Annotated in this window: 25 protein-coding genes and 1 riboswitch; of the genes, 8 read left to right on the forward strand and 17 right to left on the reverse strand. The window is 31.0% G+C overall.

Going from position 1 to position 23,917, the window contains the following annotated elements; translation table 11 throughout:
- Window position 1: 1 nt before the first annotated feature.
- Window positions 2–229, reverse strand: a complete 228-nt coding sequence (locus KGNDJEFE_RS06385; protein WP_050754663.1) for a helix-turn-helix transcriptional regulator — start codon at window positions 227–229, stop codon at window positions 2–4.
- A gap of 171 nt (window positions 230–400) precedes the next feature.
- On the opposite strand from KGNDJEFE_RS06385, the gene KGNDJEFE_RS06390 reads away from it, so the two are divergent.
- The 6 genes from KGNDJEFE_RS06390 (at window position 401) to KGNDJEFE_RS06415 (ending at window position 6,097) form a co-directional block, all read left to right on the forward strand.
- Complete coding sequence (locus tag KGNDJEFE_RS06390; RefSeq protein ID WP_006440332.1) at window positions 401–826, forward strand: helix-turn-helix domain-containing protein; 426 nt, start codon at window positions 401–403, stop codon at window positions 824–826.
- Between the two features lie 21 nt (window positions 827–847).
- Window positions 848–1,273 carry an ImmA/IrrE family metallo-endopeptidase gene (locus tag KGNDJEFE_RS06395; RefSeq protein ID WP_006440331.1) on the forward strand — a complete coding sequence of 142 codons (426 nt, stop codon included), beginning with the start codon at window positions 848–850 and terminating at the stop codon, window positions 1,271–1,273.
- Window positions 1,274–1,285: 12 nt separating this feature from the next.
- Window positions 1,286–2,866 carry an SNIPE associated domain-containing protein gene (locus KGNDJEFE_RS06400; protein WP_006440330.1) on the forward strand — a complete coding sequence of 527 codons (1,581 nt, stop codon included), beginning with the start codon at window positions 1,286–1,288 and terminating at the stop codon, window positions 2,864–2,866.
- Window positions 2,867–3,068: 202 nt separating this feature from the next.
- Entirely contained in the window at window positions 3,069–4,202 is a 1,134-nt protein-coding gene (locus tag KGNDJEFE_RS06405) for a site-specific integrase (RefSeq protein ID WP_006440329.1), read from the forward strand.
- Between the two features lie 537 nt (window positions 4,203–4,739).
- On the forward strand, window positions 4,740–5,330 hold the full coding sequence (locus KGNDJEFE_RS06410) for a TetR/AcrR family transcriptional regulator (protein ID WP_006440327.1): 591 nt from the start codon (window positions 4,740–4,742) through the stop codon (window positions 5,328–5,330).
- Window positions 5,331–5,338: 8 nt separating this feature from the next.
- Window positions 5,339–6,097 (forward strand): EFR1 family ferrodoxin, encoded by a 759-nt coding sequence (locus KGNDJEFE_RS06415; RefSeq protein WP_006440326.1) that lies wholly within the window; start codon window positions 5,339–5,341, stop codon window positions 6,095–6,097.
- A gap of 45 nt (window positions 6,098–6,142) precedes the next feature.
- Here KGNDJEFE_RS06415 and KGNDJEFE_RS06420 read toward each other — a convergent pair whose 3' ends face one another.
- Complete coding sequence (locus KGNDJEFE_RS06420; RefSeq protein ID WP_006440325.1) at window positions 6,143–6,703, reverse strand: hypothetical protein; 561 nt, start codon at window positions 6,701–6,703, stop codon at window positions 6,143–6,145.
- A 225-nt stretch (window positions 6,704–6,928) separates the two neighbouring features.
- Between KGNDJEFE_RS06420 and KGNDJEFE_RS06425 the strand changes: the two genes are divergently transcribed.
- Entirely contained in the window at window positions 6,929–7,381 is a 453-nt protein-coding gene (locus KGNDJEFE_RS06425) for a DUF6173 family protein (RefSeq protein ID WP_006440324.1), read from the forward strand.
- Between the two features lie 303 nt (window positions 7,382–7,684).
- Here the strand turns inward: KGNDJEFE_RS06425 and KGNDJEFE_RS06430 are convergent, their stop codons facing one another.
- The 7 genes from KGNDJEFE_RS06430 to KGNDJEFE_RS06460 form a co-directional block, all read right to left on the reverse strand.
- Entirely contained in the window at window positions 7,685–8,350 is a 666-nt protein-coding gene (locus KGNDJEFE_RS06430) for a hypothetical protein (protein ID WP_006440323.1), read from the reverse strand.
- 358 nt (window positions 8,351–8,708) lie between these two features.
- Window positions 8,709–9,551, reverse strand: a complete 843-nt coding sequence (locus tag KGNDJEFE_RS06435; protein WP_006440322.1) for a 4-hydroxy-3-methylbut-2-enyl diphosphate reductase — start codon at window positions 9,549–9,551, stop codon at window positions 8,709–8,711.
- Between the two features lie 19 nt (window positions 9,552–9,570).
- The gene (locus tag KGNDJEFE_RS06440; RefSeq protein ID WP_006440321.1) at window positions 9,571–10,203 is read right to left on the reverse strand and encodes a lysophospholipid acyltransferase family protein; all 633 of its coding nucleotides are present in this window, start codon (window positions 10,201–10,203) and stop codon (window positions 9,571–9,573) included.
- Window positions 10,204–10,256: 53 nt separating this feature from the next.
- The gene (gene cmk / locus KGNDJEFE_RS06445) at window positions 10,257–10,895 is read right to left on the reverse strand and encodes a (d)CMP kinase (RefSeq protein ID WP_006440320.1); all 639 of its coding nucleotides are present in this window, start codon (window positions 10,893–10,895) and stop codon (window positions 10,257–10,259) included.
- Window positions 10,896–10,918: 23 nt separating this feature from the next.
- A complete protein-coding gene (locus tag KGNDJEFE_RS06450; protein WP_006440319.1) occupies window positions 10,919–12,175 on the reverse strand; it encodes a BaiN/RdsA family NAD(P)/FAD-dependent oxidoreductase in 1,257 nt (418 codons plus the stop codon).
- Between the two features lie 51 nt (window positions 12,176–12,226).
- A complete protein-coding gene (locus KGNDJEFE_RS06455; protein ID WP_006440318.1) occupies window positions 12,227–12,868 on the reverse strand; it encodes a histidine phosphatase family protein in 642 nt (213 codons plus the stop codon).
- Window positions 12,869–13,490: 622 nt separating this feature from the next.
- Window positions 13,491–14,363, reverse strand: coding sequence for a YitT family protein (locus KGNDJEFE_RS06460; protein ID WP_006440317.1), 873 nt, complete (start codon window positions 14,361–14,363; stop codon window positions 13,491–13,493).
- Window positions 14,364–14,609: 246 nt separating this feature from the next.
- Here KGNDJEFE_RS06460 and KGNDJEFE_RS06465 point away from each other — a divergent pair, with 246 nt between their 5' ends.
- On the forward strand, window positions 14,610–15,086 hold the full coding sequence (locus tag KGNDJEFE_RS06465; protein ID WP_006440316.1) for a hypothetical protein: 477 nt from the start codon (window positions 14,610–14,612) through the stop codon (window positions 15,084–15,086).
- Between the two features lie 136 nt (window positions 15,087–15,222).
- Here the strand turns inward: KGNDJEFE_RS06465 and KGNDJEFE_RS06470 are convergent, their stop codons facing one another.
- The 8 genes from KGNDJEFE_RS06470 to KGNDJEFE_RS06505 all read right to left on the reverse strand — a co-directional run bounded on the left by KGNDJEFE_RS06470 (window position 15,223) and on the right by KGNDJEFE_RS06505 (window position 23,806).
- Window positions 15,223–16,386, reverse strand: coding sequence for an iron-containing alcohol dehydrogenase (locus KGNDJEFE_RS06470; protein WP_006440315.1), 1,164 nt, complete (start codon window positions 16,384–16,386; stop codon window positions 15,223–15,225).
- 30 nt (window positions 16,387–16,416) lie between these two features.
- Window positions 16,417–17,283: a MurR/RpiR family transcriptional regulator gene (locus tag KGNDJEFE_RS06475; RefSeq protein WP_006440314.1), complete on the reverse strand. Its 867-nt coding sequence runs from the start codon at window positions 17,281–17,283 to the stop codon at window positions 16,417–16,419.
- Between the two features lie 200 nt (window positions 17,284–17,483).
- Window positions 17,484–18,065, reverse strand: coding sequence for a tRNA 5-(aminomethyl)-2-thiouridylate-methyltransferase MnmM (locus KGNDJEFE_RS06480; protein ID WP_006440313.1), 582 nt, complete (start codon window positions 18,063–18,065; stop codon window positions 17,484–17,486).
- 297 nt (window positions 18,066–18,362) lie between these two features.
- On the reverse strand, window positions 18,363–19,079 hold the full coding sequence (locus tag KGNDJEFE_RS06485; protein ID WP_006440312.1) for a pseudouridine synthase: 717 nt from the start codon (window positions 19,077–19,079) through the stop codon (window positions 18,363–18,365).
- Window positions 19,080–19,105: 26 nt separating this feature from the next.
- Window positions 19,106–19,816, reverse strand: coding sequence for a hypothetical protein (locus tag KGNDJEFE_RS06490; RefSeq protein WP_006440311.1), 711 nt, complete (start codon window positions 19,814–19,816; stop codon window positions 19,106–19,108).
- A gap of 496 nt (window positions 19,817–20,312) precedes the next feature.
- Window positions 20,313–21,605, reverse strand: coding sequence for a diaminopimelate decarboxylase (lysA, locus tag KGNDJEFE_RS06495; protein ID WP_006440310.1), 1,293 nt, complete (start codon window positions 21,603–21,605; stop codon window positions 20,313–20,315).
- 30 nt (window positions 21,606–21,635) lie between these two features.
- The gene (locus KGNDJEFE_RS06500; RefSeq protein ID WP_006440309.1) at window positions 21,636–22,829 is read right to left on the reverse strand and encodes an aspartate kinase; all 1,194 of its coding nucleotides are present in this window, start codon (window positions 22,827–22,829) and stop codon (window positions 21,636–21,638) included.
- 132 nt (window positions 22,830–22,961) lie between these two features.
- A riboswitch (Lysine riboswitch) is annotated at window positions 22,962–23,130 on the reverse strand.
- 124 nt (window positions 23,131–23,254) lie between these two features.
- Window positions 23,255–23,806 (reverse strand): CD3072 family TudS-related putative desulfidase, encoded by a 552-nt coding sequence (locus KGNDJEFE_RS06505; RefSeq protein ID WP_006440308.1) that lies wholly within the window; start codon window positions 23,804–23,806, stop codon window positions 23,255–23,257.
- Window positions 23,807–23,917 lie beyond the last annotated feature (111 nt).

The raw sequence follows: 23,917 nt of genomic DNA on the forward strand, positions 1-23,917 counted from the left end.
TTTAATTTCCCTCCTTTTTATAACCATTTGGTTGTTTTGTGTTTAAAAAAATATCTTCTATCCTACACCCTAATATTTGAGATATTATAAAAGCCTCTTCTACTGTAAATTTGGTTATCCCATTTTCCTTTTTTACATATGTAGAAGGCTTCATATTTGCTTTATTTGCAAGGCTTTCTTGTGTAAATCCATTCCGAAGCCTTAATCTTTTTAATTTTTCATTTTTCAAAATTTGCACCTCCAATAACCATTTGGTTGATAAGTTTATTATAATACCATTTGGTTAGTTAGTCAACCATTTTTTATAATTTTTTTATAAAATTTGGTTGGTTTTATTCCATTTTTTACATTTTGGTTGTATAATTTAATTAAGTAATTTATATAGAAAAGTGGTGTTTTTATGGTAACTTTAGGTAGTAGATTGAAGGCTTTAAGGCAAGAAAAAGGACTTACACAAAAGGAAGTAGCAAAATTAATAGGTACTACTGATGTAAGTATAGGAAGGTATGAAATGGACGCTAGAGTGCCTAAAGCTGATATATTAAATTCTCTAGCTAAATTATATGATGTTGAAATAGATTATCTTCTAACAGGAAAAGAAGAAACTGAACAACCTTTAAATGATAGAGATAAAAAAGATATAGAAAAAGATCTAAAAAAGATAATGGACGATTTTCGTGACGGAGAATCTGGACCAGTTTATTTTGATGGTATAGAACTTGACGAAGATGATATGGATAAATTAGAAATAGCTATGAGAACTGCTCTTGAAATAGCGAAGGTTAAAAATAAAGAAAAATATACACCTAAAAAATACAAGAAATAATAAAAAGGTAGGTGCGTTTGAATGGATGTGAAAGAATACGTATCTATTATAAAGAAAAAAGCTAATACGGACGATGTATTTGAGTTGGTCGATTACTTTAATATAAATGTAATTGAAACCGATTTAGGCTCTTCTACATTAGGAATGTATCGTTATATAAAAAGAAATAAATTTATTTTTTTAAACAATGATTTAGAACATTATCAGAAAAAATTCGTCTTAGCGCACGAATTAGGACACGCGATATTACATAGCGATTTAAATTGTTTTTTCCTAGAAAAGAAAACTTTATATTTAAAGAATAAGTTTGAGATTGAAGCTAATAAATTCGCCGTTGAATTACTTGTTAGCGACGACGATTTAAAAGAATTAGAAGGATATACAATCGAACAGATGTCAGCTATTCTCAATATTCCTTCTGATTTATTAAAATATAAATTTAAATAGGGGTGATTATGAATGAGCAAGCAAAAGAAGGAGATTAAAAGTATTAACAATGATAATTCCGATAAAGGTGGGTGTGGAATAGGATGCCTCGGAATTTTATTCTTTTTATTATCTAGTAGAATTTCAGTATTTTTATTAGCATTTCTTTTATATAGTTCAGCTTATCGGCAAGACAATGCTTTTTCAATCGGTGTATTAATAGCAATTGGGATATTGCTTGTAATACAATTCGCTATTAATTCTAGTTCTAAAGAAATAGAACAAGCTAATGCAAACAAATTAAAGGAAGAACTAGATGAATTAAATTCAGAAATAGAAGTTAAAAAAGAAGTTATTGAAAAAATAAATAACGATATAAATAATATAGATGGAATTGATTCAGAAAAAGAAAAAATAGTTGTTGAATATTGCAATAAAAAGAAAGAATATGATTCTCTTTTATCTGAACTAGAATCTCTTAAAGATGATTTAAGTGTTGCTAATGAAAAGATTGAAAAAATTAAAGAGATGAAAAAAGAAATAAAATCTTTAAAAGATGAACTTATAGAAACAAATGATATAGTATTACTTCAATCATTTGGACTATATGAGCCAAAATATGATTTTGAAAACTCTGAACAGTATATGGAAAGACTTAAAGAAATTAGAGATGACCAGAAAGAAATGGTTAAAAATAATAGTGGTGTTAATATAGATACTCAATGGTCAGTTGATGGATCAGTTAAAAAAGGACAGGCTTTAACAAATAAAAATGTAAAATCATTATTCAGATTATTCAACGCTGAATGTGACAACGTAATAAATAAGGTTACATATAGAAATTTAGAAGCGTCTGAAAAACGTATAAGAAAGTCATTTGAACAGGATAACAAGCTATATGAAGCATTTAATATAAGTCTAAGAGAAGATTACTTAGATTCAAAAATAGATGAATTATATTTATACTTTGAATATCTACAGAAAAAGCAAGAAGAAAAAGAAGAACAAGCAGCATTAAGAGAACAAATGAGGGAAGAAGCTAAAGTTCAGAAAGAAATAGAAAAAGAAAAGAAAAAGATTGAAAAAGAAAAAATTCATTTTAATACTGAATTAGATAGATTAAAAGAAAATATACCTTCTGAAAACGAAGAAAAATCTATCTGGGAAGCAAAAATAGCCGAATTAGAAGCAAAAATTAAAGAACTTCAAGAAGTTGAAGAAGATGTATTGAACAAAGAAAAAAATACTCGTGCTGGGTACGTTTATATAATCTCAAACATAGGTTCTTTCGGTGAAAATATCTATAAAATAGGACTTACTAGAAGATTAGACCCTATGGAAAGAGTTAACGAACTTGGCGACGCGTCAGTACCGTTCAAATTTGATGTTCATGCAACTATATTTAGTGAGGACGCTCCTGCTCTTGAAAATGCACTTCATAAGGCTTTTGAAGATAGAAGGGTTAATAAAGTTAATAACAGAAAAGAATTCTTCAACGTTACTTTAGATGAAATAAAAGAAGTTGTAGAAAAGAATTTTGACAAAACTGTTGAATATACAAAATATGCTGAAGCTATGGAATATAGACAATCTTTAAAATTAGCTAACAACTAAAAAAGAGCCTATAAAATAGACTCTTCCTTACATAAAAATTTTAAATGAATTGTGAAAGTTTTTAATGAAAATATTGATTATTGGTTTGTATCAGCTTTTCTACAATTCAATTATAACATAACCTTTTGAAAATAATTGGGCGACTTTTTTCGCCTTTTTATTTAACATATATAAGAACATACATTCGAAAAGAGGTGGTAAAATGGGAAGTTTAAGAAAAAAAGGTGATAGATGGTATTTTTCAGTTGAACTTCCACAAGAAAACGGAAAACGAAAACGTGTTGAACGACGGGGCGGAAAAACTAAAAAAGAAGCCCAGGAAAAAATGAAACTATTTGAAGCGGAAGTACTAAAAAACGGCTATAAAAAAGAATGCAAAATGACATTTGATGAATTGTATAATATTTGGTTTAACGAATATGTTTTGAATAATTGTAAAGAAAGTACTACTAACAATTATGCTAGATATTACAAAAAACACATAAAACCTATTTTGGGAAACTATAAAGTTTCAGATATTAAAGCTCGTGTTCTGAGTGACTTTTTTAATAAGTTAAAAGAAGAGGATAAATGTCATTCATCTGCAAATATTATAAGAGTTGTAATTTCAAGTTGTTTGGATTATGCAATATTTCCACTTGAAATTATAGAAAATAACTCTTGTAAGTTTATAAAATTCCCTAAATTTAAAAAAACAAAAGATAAAAAAGATATAATCGATATGAAAGATTTCGAAACTATATTGGATATAGGTTCTAGTAAACACAACTTTAATAACATGTGTCTTCTGTTGCTGCATACAGGGTTAAGAATAGGTGAAGCTTTAGGTCTGCAATGGGAGGATATTGATTTTGACAATAAAATAATACACGTCAGACATACTTTAATAGCACCAAATGTAAGGGAATGTAAATTAAGTACACCTAAAACAAAAACTTCAATTAGAGATATATACTTTAACGATACTGTTGAAAAAGTATTTAAAAATATAAAGAAAAGCCAAAACGAAAATCGTTTGAAGTTTGGTGTACTTTATAACTGTAATAACATGGTATTCACTCATGAAGATGGTTCTTTTTTAGATCATCATCATTTCACAAATATGGTCGCTAAGATAAACAGAAAAACTAATATCAATTTTTCTATGCACACGTTCCGTCATACTCATGCGACTATGCTCCTACAAGCTGGTGCAAATATGAAAGATGTTCAAGCAAGATTAGGTCATGCCGATATATCAACCACTATGAATATTTATGTACAAGATACTGAAGAGTCTAAGAAGAAAGCATTAGACAAATTTAACGATTATATCGAAAAAACTTCCAACATTTAACGCTAATGTCGGAAGAATGTAGGAAATATAATATTATAATTCGCTAAACCGTTGAAATTTCAATAGTTTAGCGAATTTAAAAAATAATTCTTAATTATATCTTAACTTTCCTTAAATTTTATTTATAAAAAATTTGAAACAAAAAAGAAGGCTGCTAACCTTCTTTAAATCTCTCACTAGAATTATGTGTTTATATAATTTTATATAAATAAAAAACTGCTAAGAAATTTCTCAGCAGTTTTTATTTTATTAGAATTTTTTCATTATCATATTGAATATCATAATTACATTGAATAAAAGTCCAACAGCAATTATGAACATTATCATTTTAAGAATAACTGATTTCATACCGTCCTTCATAATTTTCCTCCCTAACATTTACTCTACTAAACGTTATCACGTTATATACTCTAAATCAAGTATTTTTAAAGAATTAATTATTTTTAATTTAATAATATATTTATCAAATATTGACACTGTCAAGTTTGTATTGATATAATATTTACAGTGTCAAGTTTAAATTATCGGGAGGAGTCTATGAAAAATTCAACATATCATCATATAAATTTAAAAAATGAGTTAATCGAAAAAGGGATTGATTTGGTAAATAAATATGGAGTTGAACAGCTTTCATTAAGAAAAGTAGCTCAAGTGTGTAATGTAAGCCATTCTGCTCCGTATAGCCATTTTAAAAATAAAGATGAGTTAATTTCAGCTATGCAAAAGTATATTACAGATCAATTTTCAGAAAAATTATTAAATACTGTTTCTCTTTATTCAAATCAATCTAATTTTTTATTAGAATTTGGTAAAACATATATTTTATTTTTTTTAGAAAATCCACAATATTTTTCATTTTTATTTACACAAAATTCTATAAGTATTGATTTAGATATTAATAGTTTTACAGAAGAGAATTATAAACCATTTCTAATATATAAAGAACAACTGTTAAAACAACTTGCATCTTTAAATATATCTGATGAAAAAAAACAAAATTATATTATTTCATTATTTGCTTATATACATGGTATTACTTCTTTGGCAACAATGGAAAATGTAAGGCATACATTCGATTGGAGTAAAAAACTTGATGATTTAATTTGTCTATTTTCTATTGAAGGGTAGGTGAAATTATGTTAGGTGTTTTTTTTAGTGGAACAGGAAATACTGAATATTGTGTTAGACTTTTATCTTCTTTATTAGATGAATCTTATGAAATTGTTTCTTTAGAAAATCCATCATCTATAAAAAAGATTGAAGAGCGGGATACAATTATTTTCGGTTATCCTATACAGTATTCTAATATTCCCTATTTTGTAAGAGAGTTTATAATAAAAAATTCATTTTTATGGAAAAATAAGAAAATTATATGTTTAGCTACAATGGGGGCCTTTAGTGGCGATGGTGCTGGATGTTCAGCAAGGCTATTTAAAAAATATGGGGCAATAATCTTAGGTGGTTTACATATAAAAATGCCTGATTCTGTATGTGATAGTCCTTTACTCAAAAAAAATACACAAGAGAAAGAAATAATAATTAAAAATGCAACTGAAAAAATAAAACTCATTGCAAATAATATAAAAAATAAAATATATCCTAATGATGGTTTATCTTCTATATCTCATATAATTGGTCTTTTAGGTCAACGACTTTGGTTTTTCCATAAAACGAAAACTTATAGTAATAATTTGACTATTAATGAAAATTGTATTGGTTGTGGCTTGTGTTCAAAAATTTGCCCTACTCAAAATATAAGTATAGTAAATCTAAAAGCTATTGGAGGTAATAAATGTACTCTGTGCTATCGTTGTGTAAGTAACTGCCCACAAAAGGCAATTACTATTCTAGGGAAAAAAGTAATTGAACAGTATAAACTAGATAATTATATATAAAATAGAAGAGGAGAATGCAAATTTTTCATTCTCCTCTTCTATTTACTATTTTCCTTCTAGCTCTAATCTCATTTTTTCCATTTCATAACATTCATATTTTCTCCAAGCGTATGAATCTGGGTCAATTCCATGTTCTAATCCAAGTCTAACCTGTTCCATCTGGTTAGCAAAAAGCTTTCTTTCTGTGTATGGAGAGATATCTACTCCATTTTCAAGACCTTTTCTAATCTGCTCCATAACAGAAGTGTATATATTAGATTTTGCGTATTTACTTACATCTACACCACTTTCAAGTCCCATTCTAATCTGCTCCATCTGGCTCCAGATAAATTTATCTGTTGCATAAACAGAAACATCGTACCCATCTTCAAGACCTCTTCTGATTTCATACATCTGGTTAGAATCTAATCTATGATCTATATAGAAAGAAATATCTAATCCTTCTTTTAACCCCATTCTTATCTCATACATCTGTTCAAATTTGTATTCAGGCTTAGCATAAACATCGACGTCGATGCCTTCTTTTAAGCCTAAATCTATCTGATAAAGCTGATCCCCATTAAACACATCTAAATGATAGTAGTCTACTATTGTTTTTGATTCCATAAAATGCACCTCATTACACTAATTTGTACTTCAAATTTTTAAATTTATTAATTATAGTATATCACACTATTAACCAAATTTTATGCTGTTTTATTTTATGATTTAATAAAGTTTTGTTTTTATAATAATTTTCTGAAAATTAACTATCATATATTGAAAAATAAATTTCACAGTACTATAATAATAATTACAAATATAAGATAATTTTTGAAAGGTCGTGATTTTATGCGTAAAAATGATTCTAATGTGCTTCCTGATACTATTAGCGATAAAATCAGAAAATCAGTATCATCAAGAAATTACGAGCTTGCAGACTACCAATATCAAAGAATCATGGAAAGCATTTACGATTTTGAACAATATTTAGACAAAGATAAAGAGGTTGCTCTATATCTTACTAATTTCGGTGAAAGCGTCCTTATGCATATAACTGATATTGGATACAGCAATCCATCACTTATCCACTACTTCGGATACGTAAATGGAAACTATGCTGAACTAATCCAACACGTTTCTCAAATCAATTTCTTAATTACATCAGCTCCAAAATTGGACGATGAAAAACCAGCAAGAAGAATTGGATTTAAGAACAATGTTGGTGAAGAATTTGTAGAACCTTCAAAAGAAGACCTTGAAGACTACGAAGCGCTGATGAAAGAAAGCAGAACAAACTTCTAAAATAAATTAATACTCTTAAAAAACTTAACACGATTAAAAGAAGGCTGTTGCAACTGCAACAGCCTTTTTAATACTTTCCTATAGATAGTATAATTATAAAATTTAATTAGCTAGCTTTTGGTATTGCATAATAACAAACTTCCATCGACAACTCGGTTTGAAGCTAGTAAAAAATAGGACAAGATATATAACTGCCAGCCAGCGACAATGCAACTTGATTGCCTGGAGCGGATGGTAGTTATAATCTTGTCCTTTCATTTTAATTAACTTTTCCGAAGTTTTCCTAAAAGTTATATCACGCTTTTATTTTTCATTTACCTTTTTCATAGCATTGTATCCCATGAATACTACCCATACATATGCTAATGTTTTAGGCATCATTAGTGCTCCAACTATTGGAATAGTTTTAGCAAATAGTACAACTGGAATATAGAATCCAAAGCTTAATGTTACTGCAAGCCACATATTTTTGAAACTTAAATCGTTAAATTCTCTTGTCTTTTTAAAGAATATTACTATTATAACTAATCCCATTATTGCAAATGGTATGTTTCTGTATATTCCCCAAATTTCTGGTGCATTTGGAGATAACCAATCATTCTGTGGGAATAGGCAAAGTATTATTCTTATCGCTGCTAATGCATAAACTGCGAATTTAAGACCTTTATCGTCTTTTACTTCATATCTCATTTCCCATATATGGAATAATATTACATAGAAAATAGTCATTGTTATTGATGCAACGGCTTCACCAAATCCTAACGCAGCAGGATTGTTGTTTATACCTACTGTCCACATAGAATATACTCTTGGAACTAGATGGAACGCATCCCCACATCCAAGAACGATAGCCATTATACCAAATAATCTATACTGACTACCTTTTTCTGTTGCTTTGATCATCTTTATACCTACTGTAATAACTGTTACTAAGTAGCAGATGTCAAAAATACTTTCAAATATTCTCATATTTATCACCTCTGTATTTTTTATATGTTATATTTTAACACATATTATTTTATTGTCAAACATTTTTTATAAATAATATTTTATACTAAAAATATTTATCTAAAGAAAATATTTTTTACAATAAATATAACTAAATAAAAAATAATAAAAAAAATATCCCCCTACACTCTTTTCCAAGAATATAAGAGGATGCTTAAAACGTTTTAAAATTTATTAACTTATATTTTGAAAAATCGTGATTAATTTGCTACGACAATCTGTAAGCGACTCGCAACTTATAAATGTGTTACATAAAAGTGCGAGTCGCTGAAGCCTGGAGAACAATTAATCACGTTTTTCAATCGCAAGGTAATAACTTTTATAAACTTTTTAAGTATTCTATTATATCGTCTATTATCCAGTCTGGAGTAGATGCTCCAGCTGTTATTCCGACGTTTTCGTATTTTTTTATCTCTTCCACATCTAAATCATCTCTAGTTTCAATTGCAAAAGTAGGGCAAACCTCTTTACATATTCCAACTAATTTCTGAGTGTTTGAGCTGTGTTTTCCACCAATTACAACCATACAGTCCATTTCTGATGCAAGCTCTCTAGCTGCTTCCTGTCTAGCCTTAGTTGATGAACAAATAGTATTATTAAAATCAATCTTATCTGATTTCTGTTTTAATATATCAACCATATTTCCGTAAACTTCTAAATTCATAGTAGTCTGTGCAACTGAGCAGTAATCAACCTCAGGATCTAATTCTAACTCTTTTGCTTCATCTATAGTTTTTATAATTATAGCCGAGTTGTTGCACCATCCATTTATTCCTATAACCTCAGGGTGATTTTTATCACCTATTAAGATTATTTTCTTTCCTTTGTCGTAGTTTTCTTTAACTATATCGTGGATTTTTTTAACAAAAGGACATGTTGTATCCACTACTTCTAGTTCTTTTTCATCTGCTCTATCGTATATAGACTTAGACACACCATGAGATCTTATTATCATTTTAACATCACTTGGTATTTCCTCTATATCGTCAGCTGTCACTAGCCCTCTTTCCTCATACTTTTCAACTGCCTGTTTATTATGTATAAGTGGACCTAATGCGTATATCTGTTTATCATGTTCCTCGCATAACTCTCTCCATGCAAGTCCCATAGCTCTCTTAACACCAAAACAAAATCCTGCTTTTTCTGATATCTTTATATTCATAATTTCCTCCAATCGATGCTTAGGCGTTGTATTTTATTCCTTCAACATCTACTATTCCATCTGCCTGTTCACAGTAATTTTTAATAATTACCTGCATAACTTCTTCTGAGATTCTTTCGTGGTCTTCATTTGTCAATTTGGCTCTAAAATACTGGCTCATATCTATAGGTTCGCCTATATATATCTTAACTCTGCTGAATAATTTATAGCTAGAAATTACAGATATAGGCACTACATTTGCCTTTCCTTTAGATGCAAAAAGTGATAAACCTGCCTTTGCCTGACCAAATTCTTTTCCTTTTACCCTAGTTCCTTCTGGGAATAATCCTAGCACATAACCATCTTTTATAGCTCTTAAAATCTGCTTAACTGTTGAAATTCCAGTATTCTCTCTATCTATTGGTATAGTGTTTAATTTCTTTAAAATAAAACCTAGTATTTTATGGTCGAATAATTCCTTCTTAGCAACCGCTGCAACCTCTCTTGTAGTCATTGAAGATGCAACAAATATAGGATCTAGGTTTGATTTGTGATTCGCAGCTATTATAACATTTCCTTCAAGAGGTACATTTTCTATACCAATTACCTCATATTTGAAGAAAACCCTACAAAATAGACGAAGCACACTCAATGCAAAATCGTAAAACTTCATTATTTAATTTCTCCATTCTTATTTTTATTTAACTTTATAGTATACATGGTAAACTATTTTATTTTAGATACTACAGCCTCTACAACCTCGTCAATTCCAAGTCCAGTAGTGTCTATTTCTATAGCATCGTCTGCTTTTTTTAGAGGAGCAAATTCTCTATTAGAGTCTATCTCATCTCTTTTTTCTATATCTTTTATAATCTCTTCTAAAGTTCCTTCAAATCCCTTTTCACAAAGTTCTTTGTATCTTCTTCTTCCTCTTTCTTCAGGAGTCGCAACTAAGAAGAACTTGTAGTCTGCATTTGGGAATACATAAGATCCGATATCTCTACCGTCAAGTATTACATCATTTCTTGTTCCTATCTCTCTCTGAACATCTACCATTAAATATCTAACTTCTTTTATCTTAGCAACGTCAGAAACATTTGCACTTACTTCTCTAGTTCTTATCTTCTCGTTTACAACTTTTGAATCAAGATATATATTATTATCTCTAAAATCTATATCAGTTCTTTTAGCTACTTCTATTACAGCTTCCTCATTCTTAACATCAACGCCTTCAGATAAGCATTTGTATGTTACTGCTCTGTACATTGCTCCTGTGTCTATGTAGTTTATGTTTAGTTTTTTAGCTATTAATTTTGAAATAGTACTCTTTCCAGCTCCTGCTGGTCCATCTACTGCTATTATCATAATTACCACACTCTCCTCTTTTTTTATTCATCTTTTCCTGCTGCAAATCCTGTTGAGAATGCAATCTGTAGATTATACCCTCCAGTTTCTGCATCTATATCCAAAATCTCACCTGCAACGTGAAGATTTTTTATCTTTTTAGATTCCATAGTAGTAGAGTTGATATCCTTAACAGATACCCCTCCAGATGTTACTATAGCTGGCTCAATTCCTAATGTTGAAGTACAAGTCAGCTTCATTTCTTTTATAAGTGATACTAGCTTGTTTTCTAGTTTTTTAGGAAGTTCGTTGACTTTCATTTCCTCAACTCCTGCCTGTTCTGCAATAGCTTTTAAGAAATTCTGTGGAAGTATTCCTTTTAAATTTGTTATTACATTTCTATTTGGGAACTCCCTTATCGCTGCAACGATATCTTCTCTTGTGCTATTAGGTAGGCAGTCTAGTGTTATTTCTATATTTCCATCTTCCAATGCTTTATTTATATAAGAAGATAAAATTAAAACCGCCGGTCCACTTATTCCAAAGTGAGTAAATATCATATCGCCGCTCTGTTTTATCTTTTTCTTCTTAATCTTGCAAGATAATTCCACGTCTTTTAGCGAAATTCCCTGCATATTCATTATCCAAGATTCTTCTATCTTAAGTGGTACAAGTGCAGGAAGTGGCTCAACTATCTTATGACCGTATTTTTTTAGGATTTTGTACATATTTCCGTCTGATCCTGTATTTGAAAAACTTCTTCCTCCCGCTGCGACGATTACCTTGTCGCACTCAATCTTATCTCCATTGTCTAGGATAATTCCTTTAATTTCACCAATCTTGTCCTTTTTTGATAAAATCTGTTCCTCTGGGAACATATTTACATCTAAATCGGCAACTCTTTTATTGTAGTATATTTTAACATTTCTCTTTAAAAGCTCTTTGTTTAAAGCATCTATTAAATCTTCTGACTTGTCGTTTTCTGTATATACCTTAAAATCATTATCTTTTTCTATTTTGTATTTTAGGCCAATTCTGTCAAAGAACCCTAGCAGATCCTTATTTGAAAATGCGTCAAAACTGCTGTATAAAAATCTCTTGTTTGTAACTACCTTATCAAAGAAATCATCTATCTCTCTGGCATTAGTTAGATTACATCTTCCTCCACCAGTTAGTTTGATTTTTCTTCCTAATTCGCCGTTTCTCTCAAGAAGTATTACCTCGTTATTTGCATTTTGACTAGCAGATACAGCCGCCATCATACCAGCTGCTCCACCACCGATTATAACAACCTTTGCCATATTTATCTCCTTTATCCAACAATCCTATACCCAAGTAAAAATAACCTACATTTACTCAAGAGCCGAGTTGTTAAGTTTATAATCCCCTTTTATATGAGATGTATCATTCATCTTAGTAACAACTGGACCGTAATGTCTCCACTCTACTATATTTAAAGCTGTGTTATCCTGTTTAATTCTGTATATATTTTTCATTGGTGAGTCTAACATTAATAATAGAAGCACCCTAACTGTCACTGAATGACTAACTAGTAAAATATTCTTGTTATCATATTTTTCATTTAATTCGTCTATGAATTTTTCTAATCTTTCCTTTATCACATCTAAAGTTTCCCCACCAGGAATTTTTGCAAGATGTGGCTCATTTCTCCAAGTTTTGTATATTTCTGGGTATTTTTCAGTTATTTCTGGAATTAATCTACCTTCCCATTCTCCAAATCCCATTTCTCTTAAAGCTTCTGTCGGCTGCACTTCTATCCCAAATCTCTTTCCAACTGCTTCTGCTGTCTGCATTGCTCTTCCTAAATCGCTTGAGAATATCATATCCAGTGGATATTTATCCATGCCCTCTGCAAGTTCATTTGCCTGAGCAAGACCTTTTTCTGTTAGAGGTGAATTTCCATGCCCCTGAGTTTTTCCTAATATATTCCATTCTGTCTGTCCATGTCTAGCTATATAATAAGTGTTTCCCATAATTTCCTCCGTTTCATTTTTACAAAACAAATGATATTGTCAAATGTTTTAATTTATCTCAATATTATATTATACAACAATAATGTGTTTTAATCTATGTTTATCGGCTAAAAGGCTGATGCAGGTGAAGTATTTCAAGGTAGAATTAATGATTTTGTAGCAATATTTTGACTTAGTACAAGTATTCGCTCTCCAGGCTTCAGCGCCTCGCACTTTTATATAACACATTTATAAGTTGCGAGGCGCTTACAGAATTGTCGGTGCGATATACTTGTATCTAAGTCTGCAAAATATCTGCTTACAAAATCATTAATTCTTATCTTGAAATATCTTTTGAAAACAAAAAAATATTGTAAATAGGTTTTACATCAATAGGGCATATAATGTGTTGAATGTGCAATCCTATTCTCCATTCTCTCTTTAAACAAGGTAACAGCTAAGAACAAAATTAATATTTTTATTACATAGAGGCTTTTGCTAAGTTTACTTTCTTTGCTTGGAAATTAAATATATCTCCGTACTCGACAATGCAGCTCGACTGCCTGGAGAGAAGGAGATATATTTTTTCCAAGCAGCAAAAAAGGAGACTTCCTCAAAAGCCTCCTCTAACAAAATATTAATCTTATTCTGCTGTTACCGGTTTAAATCCATTACCTAATGCCTCATGTATATCAGTTATGATTATAAACGCTTTAGGATCGACTTCTCTTACAAGTCTTTTTAGCGCAACAACTTCTTTCTTCTCAACTACAACCAAAATAACATTCTTATCAGCACCAGTGTACGCACCTTCACCTTTAAGGAAAGTCGCACCTCTGTCTAACTCTTCCATTATCTTGTCTGTAATTTCCTTTGAATGATCAGAAATAATCATAAATGACTTAGAATAGTTAAATCCTTCTATCATAAGGTCGCTGACCTTTATAATGATGTATAAAGAAACAGAAGAATATAGTGCTATTTCTATCTGACCTGTTGCAAATCCTGACATAACGATTACTGCACAGTCTATAATTCCTAAAAGAATTGGTATACTTAATGTTGGGAACACCTTATTAATTAACAAAGCCATTAAGTCTGTACCACCTGTAGAACCACTTATTCTAAGGATTAACCCCTGTCCGATACCCATAAGTATTGAACCGAGTATTATAATTAGGTAAATGTCCTCTGTTATGAATATTGAAGACATACTCTCAGTTACCTTTAACGCAACTGTTAATAATATTATTCCTAGTACTGTTTTGATACAGTCTCTCTTGCTCAAAATCTTGTACGCTGCGATAAATAGCGGTACGTTTAGAACAAGGTTGACAATCCATAGAGGAATTCCAAAAAGCATATTAAGAACAACTGCAAGCCCAGTTATCCCACCTGATGCAATTCCATAAGGATTGAAGAATAAATTTAGCGAAATCGCCATCATAATACATCCTATTATTAGAATAAAAACATCGCTAAACCCTAGTCTTAAACTTTCTTTTTCTTTTTCCAAAATGATCCACTTCCTTTCATATTTAATTATATATGAAATTTTTCTTTTTTCATAGTTTGGGAAAATATTTATTTAACAATATATTAATCTATAACTATTTTATTAAATCTATTTTTTAAATTTACTTTTAAACTTCTTATATATATAAATTGTTTTATATTTGTAGTATAATATTATTAAGAAGTAAGAAAAAATTTTCCTGGTTTATTTTATAAATTAAATCACATTTTTGAAGAGGTGGTATTTATGATTTTTGATTTATATCCTTGGAAAGTAGATTTTGACATAGAATCTACTAAAGAATTTTATAAAGAAAATAATCTATCTATTGATGCTGATTTAAATGAAAAATTTAAACGCAGCCTACACCTAACTCACAAACAATTTTTTGAAAATATCGGTGTAGATATTTTAAAAGTTAGAGTTGAAGAGATAGAATCTTGCCCAGATGAAAACGTAAACGACCATAAATTGTCTGTTGATTTCTTAGTATGTGGAAAGTTTTTGACAATAGCTGAGTTTCAAAAGGAAATTTATGGAAATATAGAAGAATTTAAAGACGATGTAGAAAAGGTAGATGTATTAGATTACGATTTTCCACCATTTGTAAACATAGACGATATGGGATGCGGAGTTGTATTTAAACATCCATCTAGCAAATTTGACTTTAAAGGATTTGAAAAATGGGACTGCGGATATATCTGCGGCTCAGTAATAATATAGAGAAAAGGGTGTTTTAAGCAATCATCAACGACAATCTACAGACGATTTTTTCTTTAGCTTCGAACGGAGTTCGAACTAGATAAGAAAAATCGTCGAAGCCTGGAGTGATGATGCTTAAACACCCTTTCTTTCTATTCTATAAACTCATTTTATATATTTCTAATACATCTTCTTTGCTTAGAGATACATATCCATATTTTGCACCTCTTTTAGATGCAAATTCAGCCATAACTTCTAAGTTTTCTTCATCTATACCAACTTCTCTTAAATTCATTGGTATTCCTATACTTGCGAAGAAATCATAAGTCTTTTCAATAGCCATATTAGCTATTTCAAATTTATCTAATGAAGAATCAATTCCCCATACATTAACACCGTAATCGACAAATTTACCTACTGTTTTGTCGCTTAATATGTGTTTCATCCATCTTGGAGTAAGGATTGCAAGTCCAACACCATGAGTTATATCATAGTATGCACTTAATTCGTGTTCCATTGGATGAACTGACCAACCTACATCTGTTCCGTAAGAAATCATACCATTTATTGCATGAGAGCCTGCCCACATTAAATTTGCTCTTGCATCATAATTTTCTGGCTCTTTAACAGCTATTGGTCCAAATTCTATACAAGTTTTTAATAGTGATTCAGCGAATCTATCCTGTAAATAAGCCCCTTCAACATCGTGGAAGTATGTTTCTATAATGTGGCTCATTATATCTGCAGTTCCAGCAGCTGTCTGGTTTGCAGGCACTGTATATGTGTATTCAGGATCAAGTATTGATACTCTAGGTTTTAAAATTTCTCCACCCATACCTAATTTATCATTTGTTTCCATATTAGATATAACAGCAAATCCATCCATTTCTGAACCTGTTGCTGAAAGAGTAAGTACTGATATTATTGGAAGTGCTTCTTTTATAAGTGAGCTTTTTAGTACTAAATCCCAAGGATCTCCATCATAAAACGCTCCAGCTGCTATAAGCTTACTACAGTCGATTACGCTACCTCCACCAACTGCAAGTATTACATCTATCTTACATTCTTTGCATAATTTAACACCATCTCTAGCAGAGTCTATTCTTGGGTTTGGAGCAATTCCAGAAAGCTCAAATACATTGATATCAGAATCATTTAACTGTTCCATAACCTGGTCGTAAATTCCATTTCTTTTAATACTATTTCCACCGTATACAAGAAGAACATTGTGTCCAAAGTTTTTAACTTCTCCTCTTAACTTAGATATCTGTCCTTTACCAAAATGTACTCTCGTTGGAATATTATAGTCAAAATTCTTCATAGCACTACCTCCAAAATTTATATAAATTTTTTATTCAAACATTCCGTATTTATCCCACATCTGCTCTAAATCGTCGAAATGTTCTTTTATATCTTCTTTTTCCTTCATACCTACTGCTACCGCTAGTGCATTTGCAACACTCATAGCAGGAACTAGAGAATCGACAAATGATGCCATATTGCTCTTAACTATTAGCGTATTATCAGATTCTGAAGCTATTGGAGCAAATAAACTATCTGTTATAGATATTACATGTGCTCCTTTTTCCTTAGCATATTTTACTAGCTGGAATGATTTTTTAGAATATCTTGGGAAACTAAATGCTATTACAACATCATCTTCACCAATTCTTACTATCTGTTCAAATGCATCTCCCATATCCATTCTTACAGTATGAACATTATCTAGTATTATTCCTAAGTAGAATCCTAAGTACTGAGCAACAACAAATGATGTTCTCATTCCAAGTATGTATATTTTTCTAGCTTTTAATAATCTAGAAATAGCTTCCTGGAATGCTTCTCCATCTATTTCTTCAAGAGTTTCTCTTATGTTGTCTATATCCCCTTTTAGGATTTTGTTAAGTATTGTATTTTCATCAGAGTAGTCGTTTGCCATTTCAACCCTCTGAACTGTAGTCAATTTATTTTTTATTAATTCCTGTAAAGCTGCCTGTAGTTTAGGATATCCTGAATATCCTAGTGCATTTGCAAACCTTACAACTGTTGATTCACTAACTCCGACAGTTTCCCCCAATTTACAGGCAGTCATAAATGCAACCTTGTCGTAATTATTTAGTATATACTGTGCTATTAACTTCTGACCTTTACTTAATCTAGTATACTGTGTCTGTATATCTGAGATAAGCTTTTTACTGTCCTTTAATGTTTCATCCATTTTTTCTTTCTCCTTTTACCCTATATCTTTATTTTTATTAAGAATGCAACTCAATATACATCTATTCAAATTTTCTGTATATTGACATCGAACATATATAAAGATTCATTTCTCTACCATATTATAACACTTTATCCCATTATTTTTAAGGGATAAGTGCAATTTTTTCATCATATTTCGACTTTTTTAGAAATTTTTCTTTATACCTGTTTTTTCTTTTCTATTAATATTATCGATGGTGGGTTATTCTTTTGATTTATAAACTTAGATTCAAATACATTATACTCCTTTTGCTCTAAATTTGCTGCGTAATCAAATACTGCATTTCTTTCTTCCATTCCACCCTCATGACCTGTGTAGATTGAAACGCAAACCACTCCATTTTCCTCAAGCAATGCCACCGACTGCTTTATAGCCTCTATAGTTGTATCTGGCTTAGTTATTATCCTATGCTCACATCTTGGCAAATACCCTAAATTAAACACCGCACACTTGATGCTATCTTTTACATAGTTGCTTATATTTTCGTGTCCATCTAAAATAAGCTCTACCCTATCCTCAAACTCAAGCTTTTTAACTTTCTTTTCAGTAGATTTTATCGCCTCTTCCTGAACATCAAAAGCATAAACCTTACCATTTTCGCCAACTATTTCAGCTAAAAATACAGTATCGTATCCATTCCCCATAGTTGCATCTATACAAACATCGCCTTCTCCAATGACCTCTTTAATGTACATCTTGGCGATATTGTTTACATTGTCAAAATTATTTCTCTTTTTCATATATCCATCTCTTTTCGTAAAAAACTACAATAACAAAAGTTGTTACGTATAATCACTTCACTTTATCTTTTTATTTTTTCCACATTATATTATAACCAACTTAAACATTTAATACAATTGTTTAATCTACTTTATTTAAAATTTAATTCATTTATTTAATCAATACTTCTATAGAAAAAGGGACTTTAAAAAAGCCCCTTTTATAAGTTTCTGTTTATTTTTATAAATTTTTATTTATCGAAGTCTATTGTAAACTTCATTCCACCTACCTGAACTGTATCTTTCTTAGATAGTAATTTATTTTACTGTTTTTAAGTATGCCACTTCTTCATCAGTTAGGTTTCTATATTCTCCAACTTCAAGTCCTCTTATATTTATTCTTCCCATCTGAATTCTTCTAAGATTTCTCACTGGATGATTTATAGCCTTGCACATTTTTCTAACCTGTCTATTTCTTCCCTCGTGAATGGTAATCTTACAAACTGAATAGTTCTTTTCCTCGTTCACCTTCACGATTTTTAACTTAGCCTTTGCAGTTGTGTAATCCTCTATCTGTAATCCGTTTTCAAAACGTCTTTTTTCTTCAGGAGTAATTATACCATTTACCATTGCTAAGTAAGTTTTTTCTACCTCGTGCTTAGGATGAGTAAGTTTGTAAGTTAAATCCCCATCATTTGTAAGGATTAAAAGCCCACTTGTTTCGTAGTCAAGTCTACCAACTGGGTAAACTCTCTCATCTACATCCTTTAATATATCAAGCACACTTGGTCTATCAAACTGATCTTTTACAGTTGTTATATATCCCTCAGGCTTGTTAAGAAGTATGTACACCTTCTTTTCTTCCTGATTTATAGGCACTCCATCGACCTCTACTATATCCTTTGTTTCATCTACTGTTGTAGATAATTCAGTTATTAGCTCCCCGTTTATAGTAACTCTCCCAGAAATTATAAGCTCTTCTGCTTTTCTTCTTGAAGCTACTCCACACGAAGCTATGTATTTATTTATTCTCATTTTAATTCCTTTCTAATTTATACCTTCTATTCTGCTGATTCTCCTCCAGAGCTTTCTCCACCACTTGAAGAACCCCCTGATGAATTTCCTCCTGAAGATCCTCCTTCATTAGATGAACCACCTGAAGAACTTCCTCCTGACTGGTTTCCACTGTTTCCACTATTTCCACTATTGTTGCTGCTTCCACTATTTCCACTTGAAGAACCTCCTGATGAGCTTCCTCCTGAACTACTACTATTATCCTCTGGTTTCTCTGGCTTATTAGCGTTTGGATGCGTTGCATTTGAGTGAAGTGCATCAGACTCTACCTGACCTTTATTATTCTTAGCAGCTTCCTTAGCATTCTGCTTTCTCTCTTCTCTCTCAGCATCTAAATTCTCAACTAATTTCTCTAGCTCAGCCTTTTTCTGCTCAGCTTCTTTCTTTATCTTTGAAGAACCATTCTTTAACCGAAGAATCTTTTCTATTTCCTTTAATGCCTTTTCATACTCTTCATCATTCTCATATTCTTCAACTCTTAACATTCTCATTGCCTGACCGTACATATCTCTAGCAACCTTGTTCTCACTATCGCCCTCTAGCACATCTGAAAACTTCTGCATAGCTGTCTTATACTCGTGCTTCTCTAAAGCTACCTGACCATCATTAAAAAGCTCGGTACCCTCACCAGACTTACACGCAGTCAAACTAAGAGCCATAACCATACTAAGTGCAATTAATTTTATTTTAAACTTCATAATATCCCTCCTACTTATTCAATATAATTTTAACATATAAAAATAAAAAATGACAAGATAAATAACTGTGCCGTATCTCATCCTTCAAAGCATATAACTATATTCTCCTATTCTCGATGTACGCAGCTTCAGAAGTATACAAAATTAGGGCTACTTGTAAACTTGCAACAAGCCTATTTTATTAGACATAACCTTTTATGAATTTAGTGCATTGTATAGAGTAGTAAAAAATAAAAGCTTACCAATAATAATATAAATATGTAGCATATGAGTCATATAGACAAAACTCTCTCGACAATCTGCAGACGTGCGTTTTAATCACAACAAAATAATTTACCTACACGCACGTCGAAGCCTGGAGAGAAGTTTGTCTATATCTCATATGATTCGCATAATAACAAAGGATTGGTAAGCTTATGTTTTTACTACTCTATATTCACTAAACATAAAAGATTATTCTAAAAAAGGCTGTTGCAATTTACAACAGCCCTAAGTTTTATAATTCTAAAGCAAGTACATCTTCGAATGTTTGTCTTCTACATACTGGTGTTATTTCACCATTTTTTACAGCTATTACAGCCGGTTTCTGTATTTTGTTATAGTTTGAAGCCATTGAATATCCATAAGCTCCTGTTGATGTAGTAATTAAAATATCGCCACTTTCTATCTCAGAAATTGCAACATTATTTATCAGTATATCTCCACTTTCGCAGCATTTTCCAGCAATAGTAACTCTATTTTCTGTATCTCCATTCATCTTATTTACGATACTACATTCGTATCCTGCATGATATAGAGATGGTCTAATATTATCAGTCATACCACCATCAACACTTACATACACTCTAACATCTTTAATATCTTTTATTGAACCTATTGTGTACAGAGTACTTCCTGCATTTGCGATTACAGATCTACCTGGCTCTATAACAAGGTGAGGAACCTCCATACCTAACTCAGCACAAGTTTTTTCTGCTCTATCAATTATCGCTTCACAGAAATCTTTTATAGCTCTTGGTTTATCTTCTTCAGTATAATAAACACCAACTCCACCACCTAAATCTACATCTGTTAACTCTATTCCATAGTTTTCTTTTATTTCCTTAACAAGTTTCATCATAACATCTACTTCATCAAGGAATGGCTCAAGCTCAAATATCTGAGAACCTATATGTGCATGAAGTCCAACTAATTTAACTCTTTTATACTCTTTTAATTTTTCGATTGCATTATATAAATCTCCATTTACAAGTGCAAATCCGAATTTTGAATCTATCTGTCCTGTTTTTATATACTCGTGAGTATGAGCTTCTATACCAGGAGTTATTCTGAAGTATATTTCCTGTACTTTATCTTCTCTTTCGCAAATTTCTTCTAATAAATCTAATTCATAGAAGTTATCAACTACGAATTTTCCAACTCCATACTCTACACCCATTTCAACTTCTTCTCTAGTTTTATTGTTTCCATGGAAGAATATGTTCTCCATTGGGAATCCTGATTTATGAGCTGTGTATAATTCCCCGCCAGATACTACATCAAGACACATCTTTTCTTCTTTTATAAGTCTGCACATATACCCTGGTAAAAATGCCTTACCTGCATATGCTACCCTATTTCCATTTTCTTCAGCTTTAAAATATTTTCTGTATTCTCTACAATTATCTCTTATAAGCTGCTCGTCAAATACATAAAGAGGTGTTTTGTATTCTTTTACCATATCTAGGCAATTTACACCACCAATATAAAGTTCGTCGTTTTTTATTTCCATACTCCCATGAAGTTTCATATCCTATTCCCTACTTTCTTTCAATTTCTCTTATACATTAAATTCTTCGCACATTTTCTGTATAGCTACTTCTTTGTCTGAAGTATTTATTGCGCAAGTTATTCTTATTTCTGATGTTGTTATTAATTTTACTCTTATATTGTTTTCTTTGAATATTCTAAATACCTTTGAAGCAACACCAGAAGTGTGTTTCATTCCAAGTCCTACTAGTGAGAATTTAGTTATTTCGTTGTCTACAGCTACATTTTCATCTGAAGTGTATTTTTTAGCTAATTCTATACATTCATCTACTTCATCTTTTGGTATAGTGAATGATACGTTTAATTTTCCATCTATTGGAGCTGTCTGGCTTATCATATCCACGCTTATAGATTTATTTGCTATATCTTCAAATAGAGCTGATACGTTGTCCATATCTAATTCTTTTATTGTTATTGAGCTATCTGCATCACTTGTTGCTATTCCTGTTATTACTTTATCTTCTAATTTCATGTTTTTTCCTCCTCTTATGTATGTTCCTTTTACTGTTCCACATGTACGTCCTACATATACTTCTACTCCATATTTCTGAGCAAGTTCTATACTTCTTGAATGCATAACTTTTGCACCTAAGCTTGCAAGTTCTAGCATTTCTTCGTATTCTATTTCATCAAGTTTTTTAGCATCTGCATATGCTCTTGGATCTGTGAAGTACACTCCATCTACGTCTGTATATATTTCACATTTTCCGTTTAATTTAACTGCTAATGCAACCGCTGAAGTATCAGATCCTCCTCTTCCTAGAGTAGTGATATCTCCTTCGTCATTAATTCCCTGGAATCCAGTAACTACTACTACATATCCCTCATCTAAACTTTCCTGTATTCTATCAACATTTATATCATCTATTAATGATTTTCCATGATTTCCACTAGTATGTATGTCTAACTGGTAAGCATTGTAGCTTATAGCTTTGCAGCCTAGAGCTTCTAAAGTTATGGCAAGCATTGAAGCTGATATCATTTCACCAGTTGATAAAAGAGCATCTAGTTCTCTTTTACAAGGTTTATCTGTTACTGATTTAGCCATATTTATATATCCATCAGTAGTTTTTCCCATAGCTGAAACAACTACTACTATGTTAGGATCAGTTTTCTTTCTTTCTATTATTCCCTCTGCTATTGCTCTAATTTTGTCAGTGTCGGCAACAGAGCTTCCACCGTATTTCTGTACAACTACACTCATTCTTTTACCTCCTAATGAATAATAAAAACCTTTTGCAAATTTCTATAATTTTGCCAAATATATCGCCCTTTACTTTATTTCTAATAAAAAAACGGTCCAAAGGAAACTTTGAACCGCTGTATTCATACAAAGTAACCTTGTAGCTCAACACTTATTAAAGCGACAGTCCTGCATATGTTATATACAGGCCCAGAAAGAATTATTGCCATACATTCTATCTTCGGCTATATCCCCTTTCTCTAAATTCAACGTCTGCCAACTCCTCTAGATACTATTGAACAATAGCGCCTCTACCTTGGTTTATTATTCTGTTTTTTTTTGATAAGTATATTAAAACATATTATTTCCAATATTGCAACTTTTTTTCTGAAAATTTTAAAATTTATGTAAAAAATATTTATTACACCTTATTTTTTATTATTTTTTTATTTGACAGCGTTTTCTATTCTTTCACAGATTTTATCCGCTGTTTCTGTCTGGAATCCGAACATTTCTAATTCTATTCCATTTTCAGAAAGTATTTTTGAAATTTCGTCCATAAGTACTCCCTTTTCTCCTATGTATTTTATGCTGTCTATTGTCTGTCTAAGATTTGGATTACTTCCTATTTCTCCTCTCCAATCTCCAACACAAGTAAGGTCTACTCCACAAGATGGACTTCCATCTATACCTAATATTCCTATTATATTGTAGCCGTTGTTTATATATTCCTGTAGCTGCTGTAAGTATATTTCAAATTCACATCTACATACGTTTCTGAAATGAGGTGTGTCAAACTGGTCTTTAACGTGTCCCCATCTCTTTGTTCCATACATTATAAGCTCTGGACATGGTAGCTGAATTATCCCAATTCCATTTTCTATAATTGTTTTCATTACCTTTCTTCTTGCTTCTTCTCTTCCTTCTTCCTCTCCAAAACTTTCTACCTTAGAAAAAGTATTTAACATACAATGAGATACAAGTATAATATCCTTCATAATTTATTACCTCCAAAAAATTTTAATTTTTAAATTTCTACATAATTAGATTTTACAACAAAAAAGAGCCTTCTCAAAACGTTTTTTAACGTATATAAGATGACTCTTTTT

The sequence above is a fragment of the Peptacetobacter hiranonis genome (assembly GCF_008151785.1).
GTDB lineage: Bacteria > Bacillota > Clostridia > Peptostreptococcales > Peptostreptococcaceae > Peptacetobacter > Peptacetobacter hiranonis.

Coding starts and splice junctions, on each gene's coding strand:
- KGNDJEFE_RS06470 (WP_006440315.1), bottom strand. CDS start 16,386: ATGAAGAATTTTGACTATAATATTCCAACGAGAGTACATTTTGGTAAA.
- KGNDJEFE_RS06490 (WP_006440311.1), bottom strand. CDS start 19,816: ATGAAGTTTAAAATAAAATTAATTGCACTTAGTATGGTTATGGCTCTT.
- KGNDJEFE_RS06485 (WP_006440312.1), bottom strand. CDS start 19,079: ATGAGAATAAATAAATACATAGCTTCGTGTGGAGTAGCTTCAAGAAGA.
- KGNDJEFE_RS06420 (WP_006440325.1), bottom strand. CDS start 6,703: ATGGAATCAAAAACAATAGTAGACTACTATCATTTAGATGTGTTTAAT.
- KGNDJEFE_RS06455 (WP_006440318.1), bottom strand. CDS start 12,868: ATGGGAAACACTTATTATATAGCTAGACATGGACAGACAGAATGGAAT.
- KGNDJEFE_RS06440 (WP_006440321.1), bottom strand. CDS start 10,203: ATGAAGTTTTACGATTTTGCATTGAGTGTGCTTCGTCTATTTTGTAGG.
- KGNDJEFE_RS06400 (WP_006440330.1), top strand. CDS start 1,286: ATGAGCAAGCAAAAGAAGGAGATTAAAAGTATTAACAATGATAATTCC.
- KGNDJEFE_RS06465 (WP_006440316.1), top strand. CDS start 14,610: ATGATTTTTGATTTATATCCTTGGAAAGTAGATTTTGACATAGAATCT.
- KGNDJEFE_RS06435 (WP_006440322.1), bottom strand. CDS start 9,551: ATGAATATAAAGATATCAGAAAAAGCAGGATTTTGTTTTGGTGTTAAG.
- KGNDJEFE_RS06390 (WP_006440332.1), top strand. CDS start 401: ATGGTAACTTTAGGTAGTAGATTGAAGGCTTTAAGGCAAGAAAAAGGA.
- KGNDJEFE_RS06410 (WP_006440327.1), top strand. CDS start 4,740: ATGAAAAATTCAACATATCATCATATAAATTTAAAAAATGAGTTAATC.
- KGNDJEFE_RS06395 (WP_006440331.1), top strand. CDS start 848: ATGGATGTGAAAGAATACGTATCTATTATAAAGAAAAAAGCTAATACG.
- KGNDJEFE_RS06450 (WP_006440319.1), bottom strand. CDS start 12,175: ATGGCAAAGGTTGTTATAATCGGTGGTGGAGCAGCTGGTATGATGGCG.
- KGNDJEFE_RS06430 (WP_006440323.1), bottom strand. CDS start 8,350: ATGAGAATATTTGAAAGTATTTTTGACATCTGCTACTTAGTAACAGTT.
- cmk (WP_006440320.1), bottom strand. CDS start 10,895: ATGATAATAGCAGTAGATGGACCAGCAGGAGCTGGAAAGAGTACTATT.
- KGNDJEFE_RS06405 (WP_006440329.1), top strand. CDS start 3,069: ATGGGAAGTTTAAGAAAAAAAGGTGATAGATGGTATTTTTCAGTTGAA.
- KGNDJEFE_RS06425 (WP_006440324.1), top strand. CDS start 6,929: ATGCGTAAAAATGATTCTAATGTGCTTCCTGATACTATTAGCGATAAA.
- lysA (WP_006440310.1), bottom strand. CDS start 21,605: ATGAAACTTCATGGGAGTATGGAAATAAAAAACGACGAACTTTATATT.
- KGNDJEFE_RS06475 (WP_006440314.1), bottom strand. CDS start 17,283: ATGGATGAAACATTAAAGGACAGTAAAAAGCTTATCTCAGATATACAG.
- KGNDJEFE_RS06480 (WP_006440313.1), bottom strand. CDS start 18,065: ATGAAAAAGAGAAATAATTTTGACAATGTAAACAATATCGCCAAGATG.
- KGNDJEFE_RS06505 (WP_006440308.1), bottom strand. CDS start 23,806: ATGAAGGATATTATACTTGTATCTCATTGTATGTTAAATACTTTTTCT.
- KGNDJEFE_RS06415 (WP_006440326.1), top strand. CDS start 5,339: ATGTTAGGTGTTTTTTTTAGTGGAACAGGAAATACTGAATATTGTGTT.
- KGNDJEFE_RS06500 (WP_006440309.1), bottom strand. CDS start 22,829: ATGAGTGTAGTTGTACAGAAATACGGTGGAAGCTCTGTTGCCGACACT.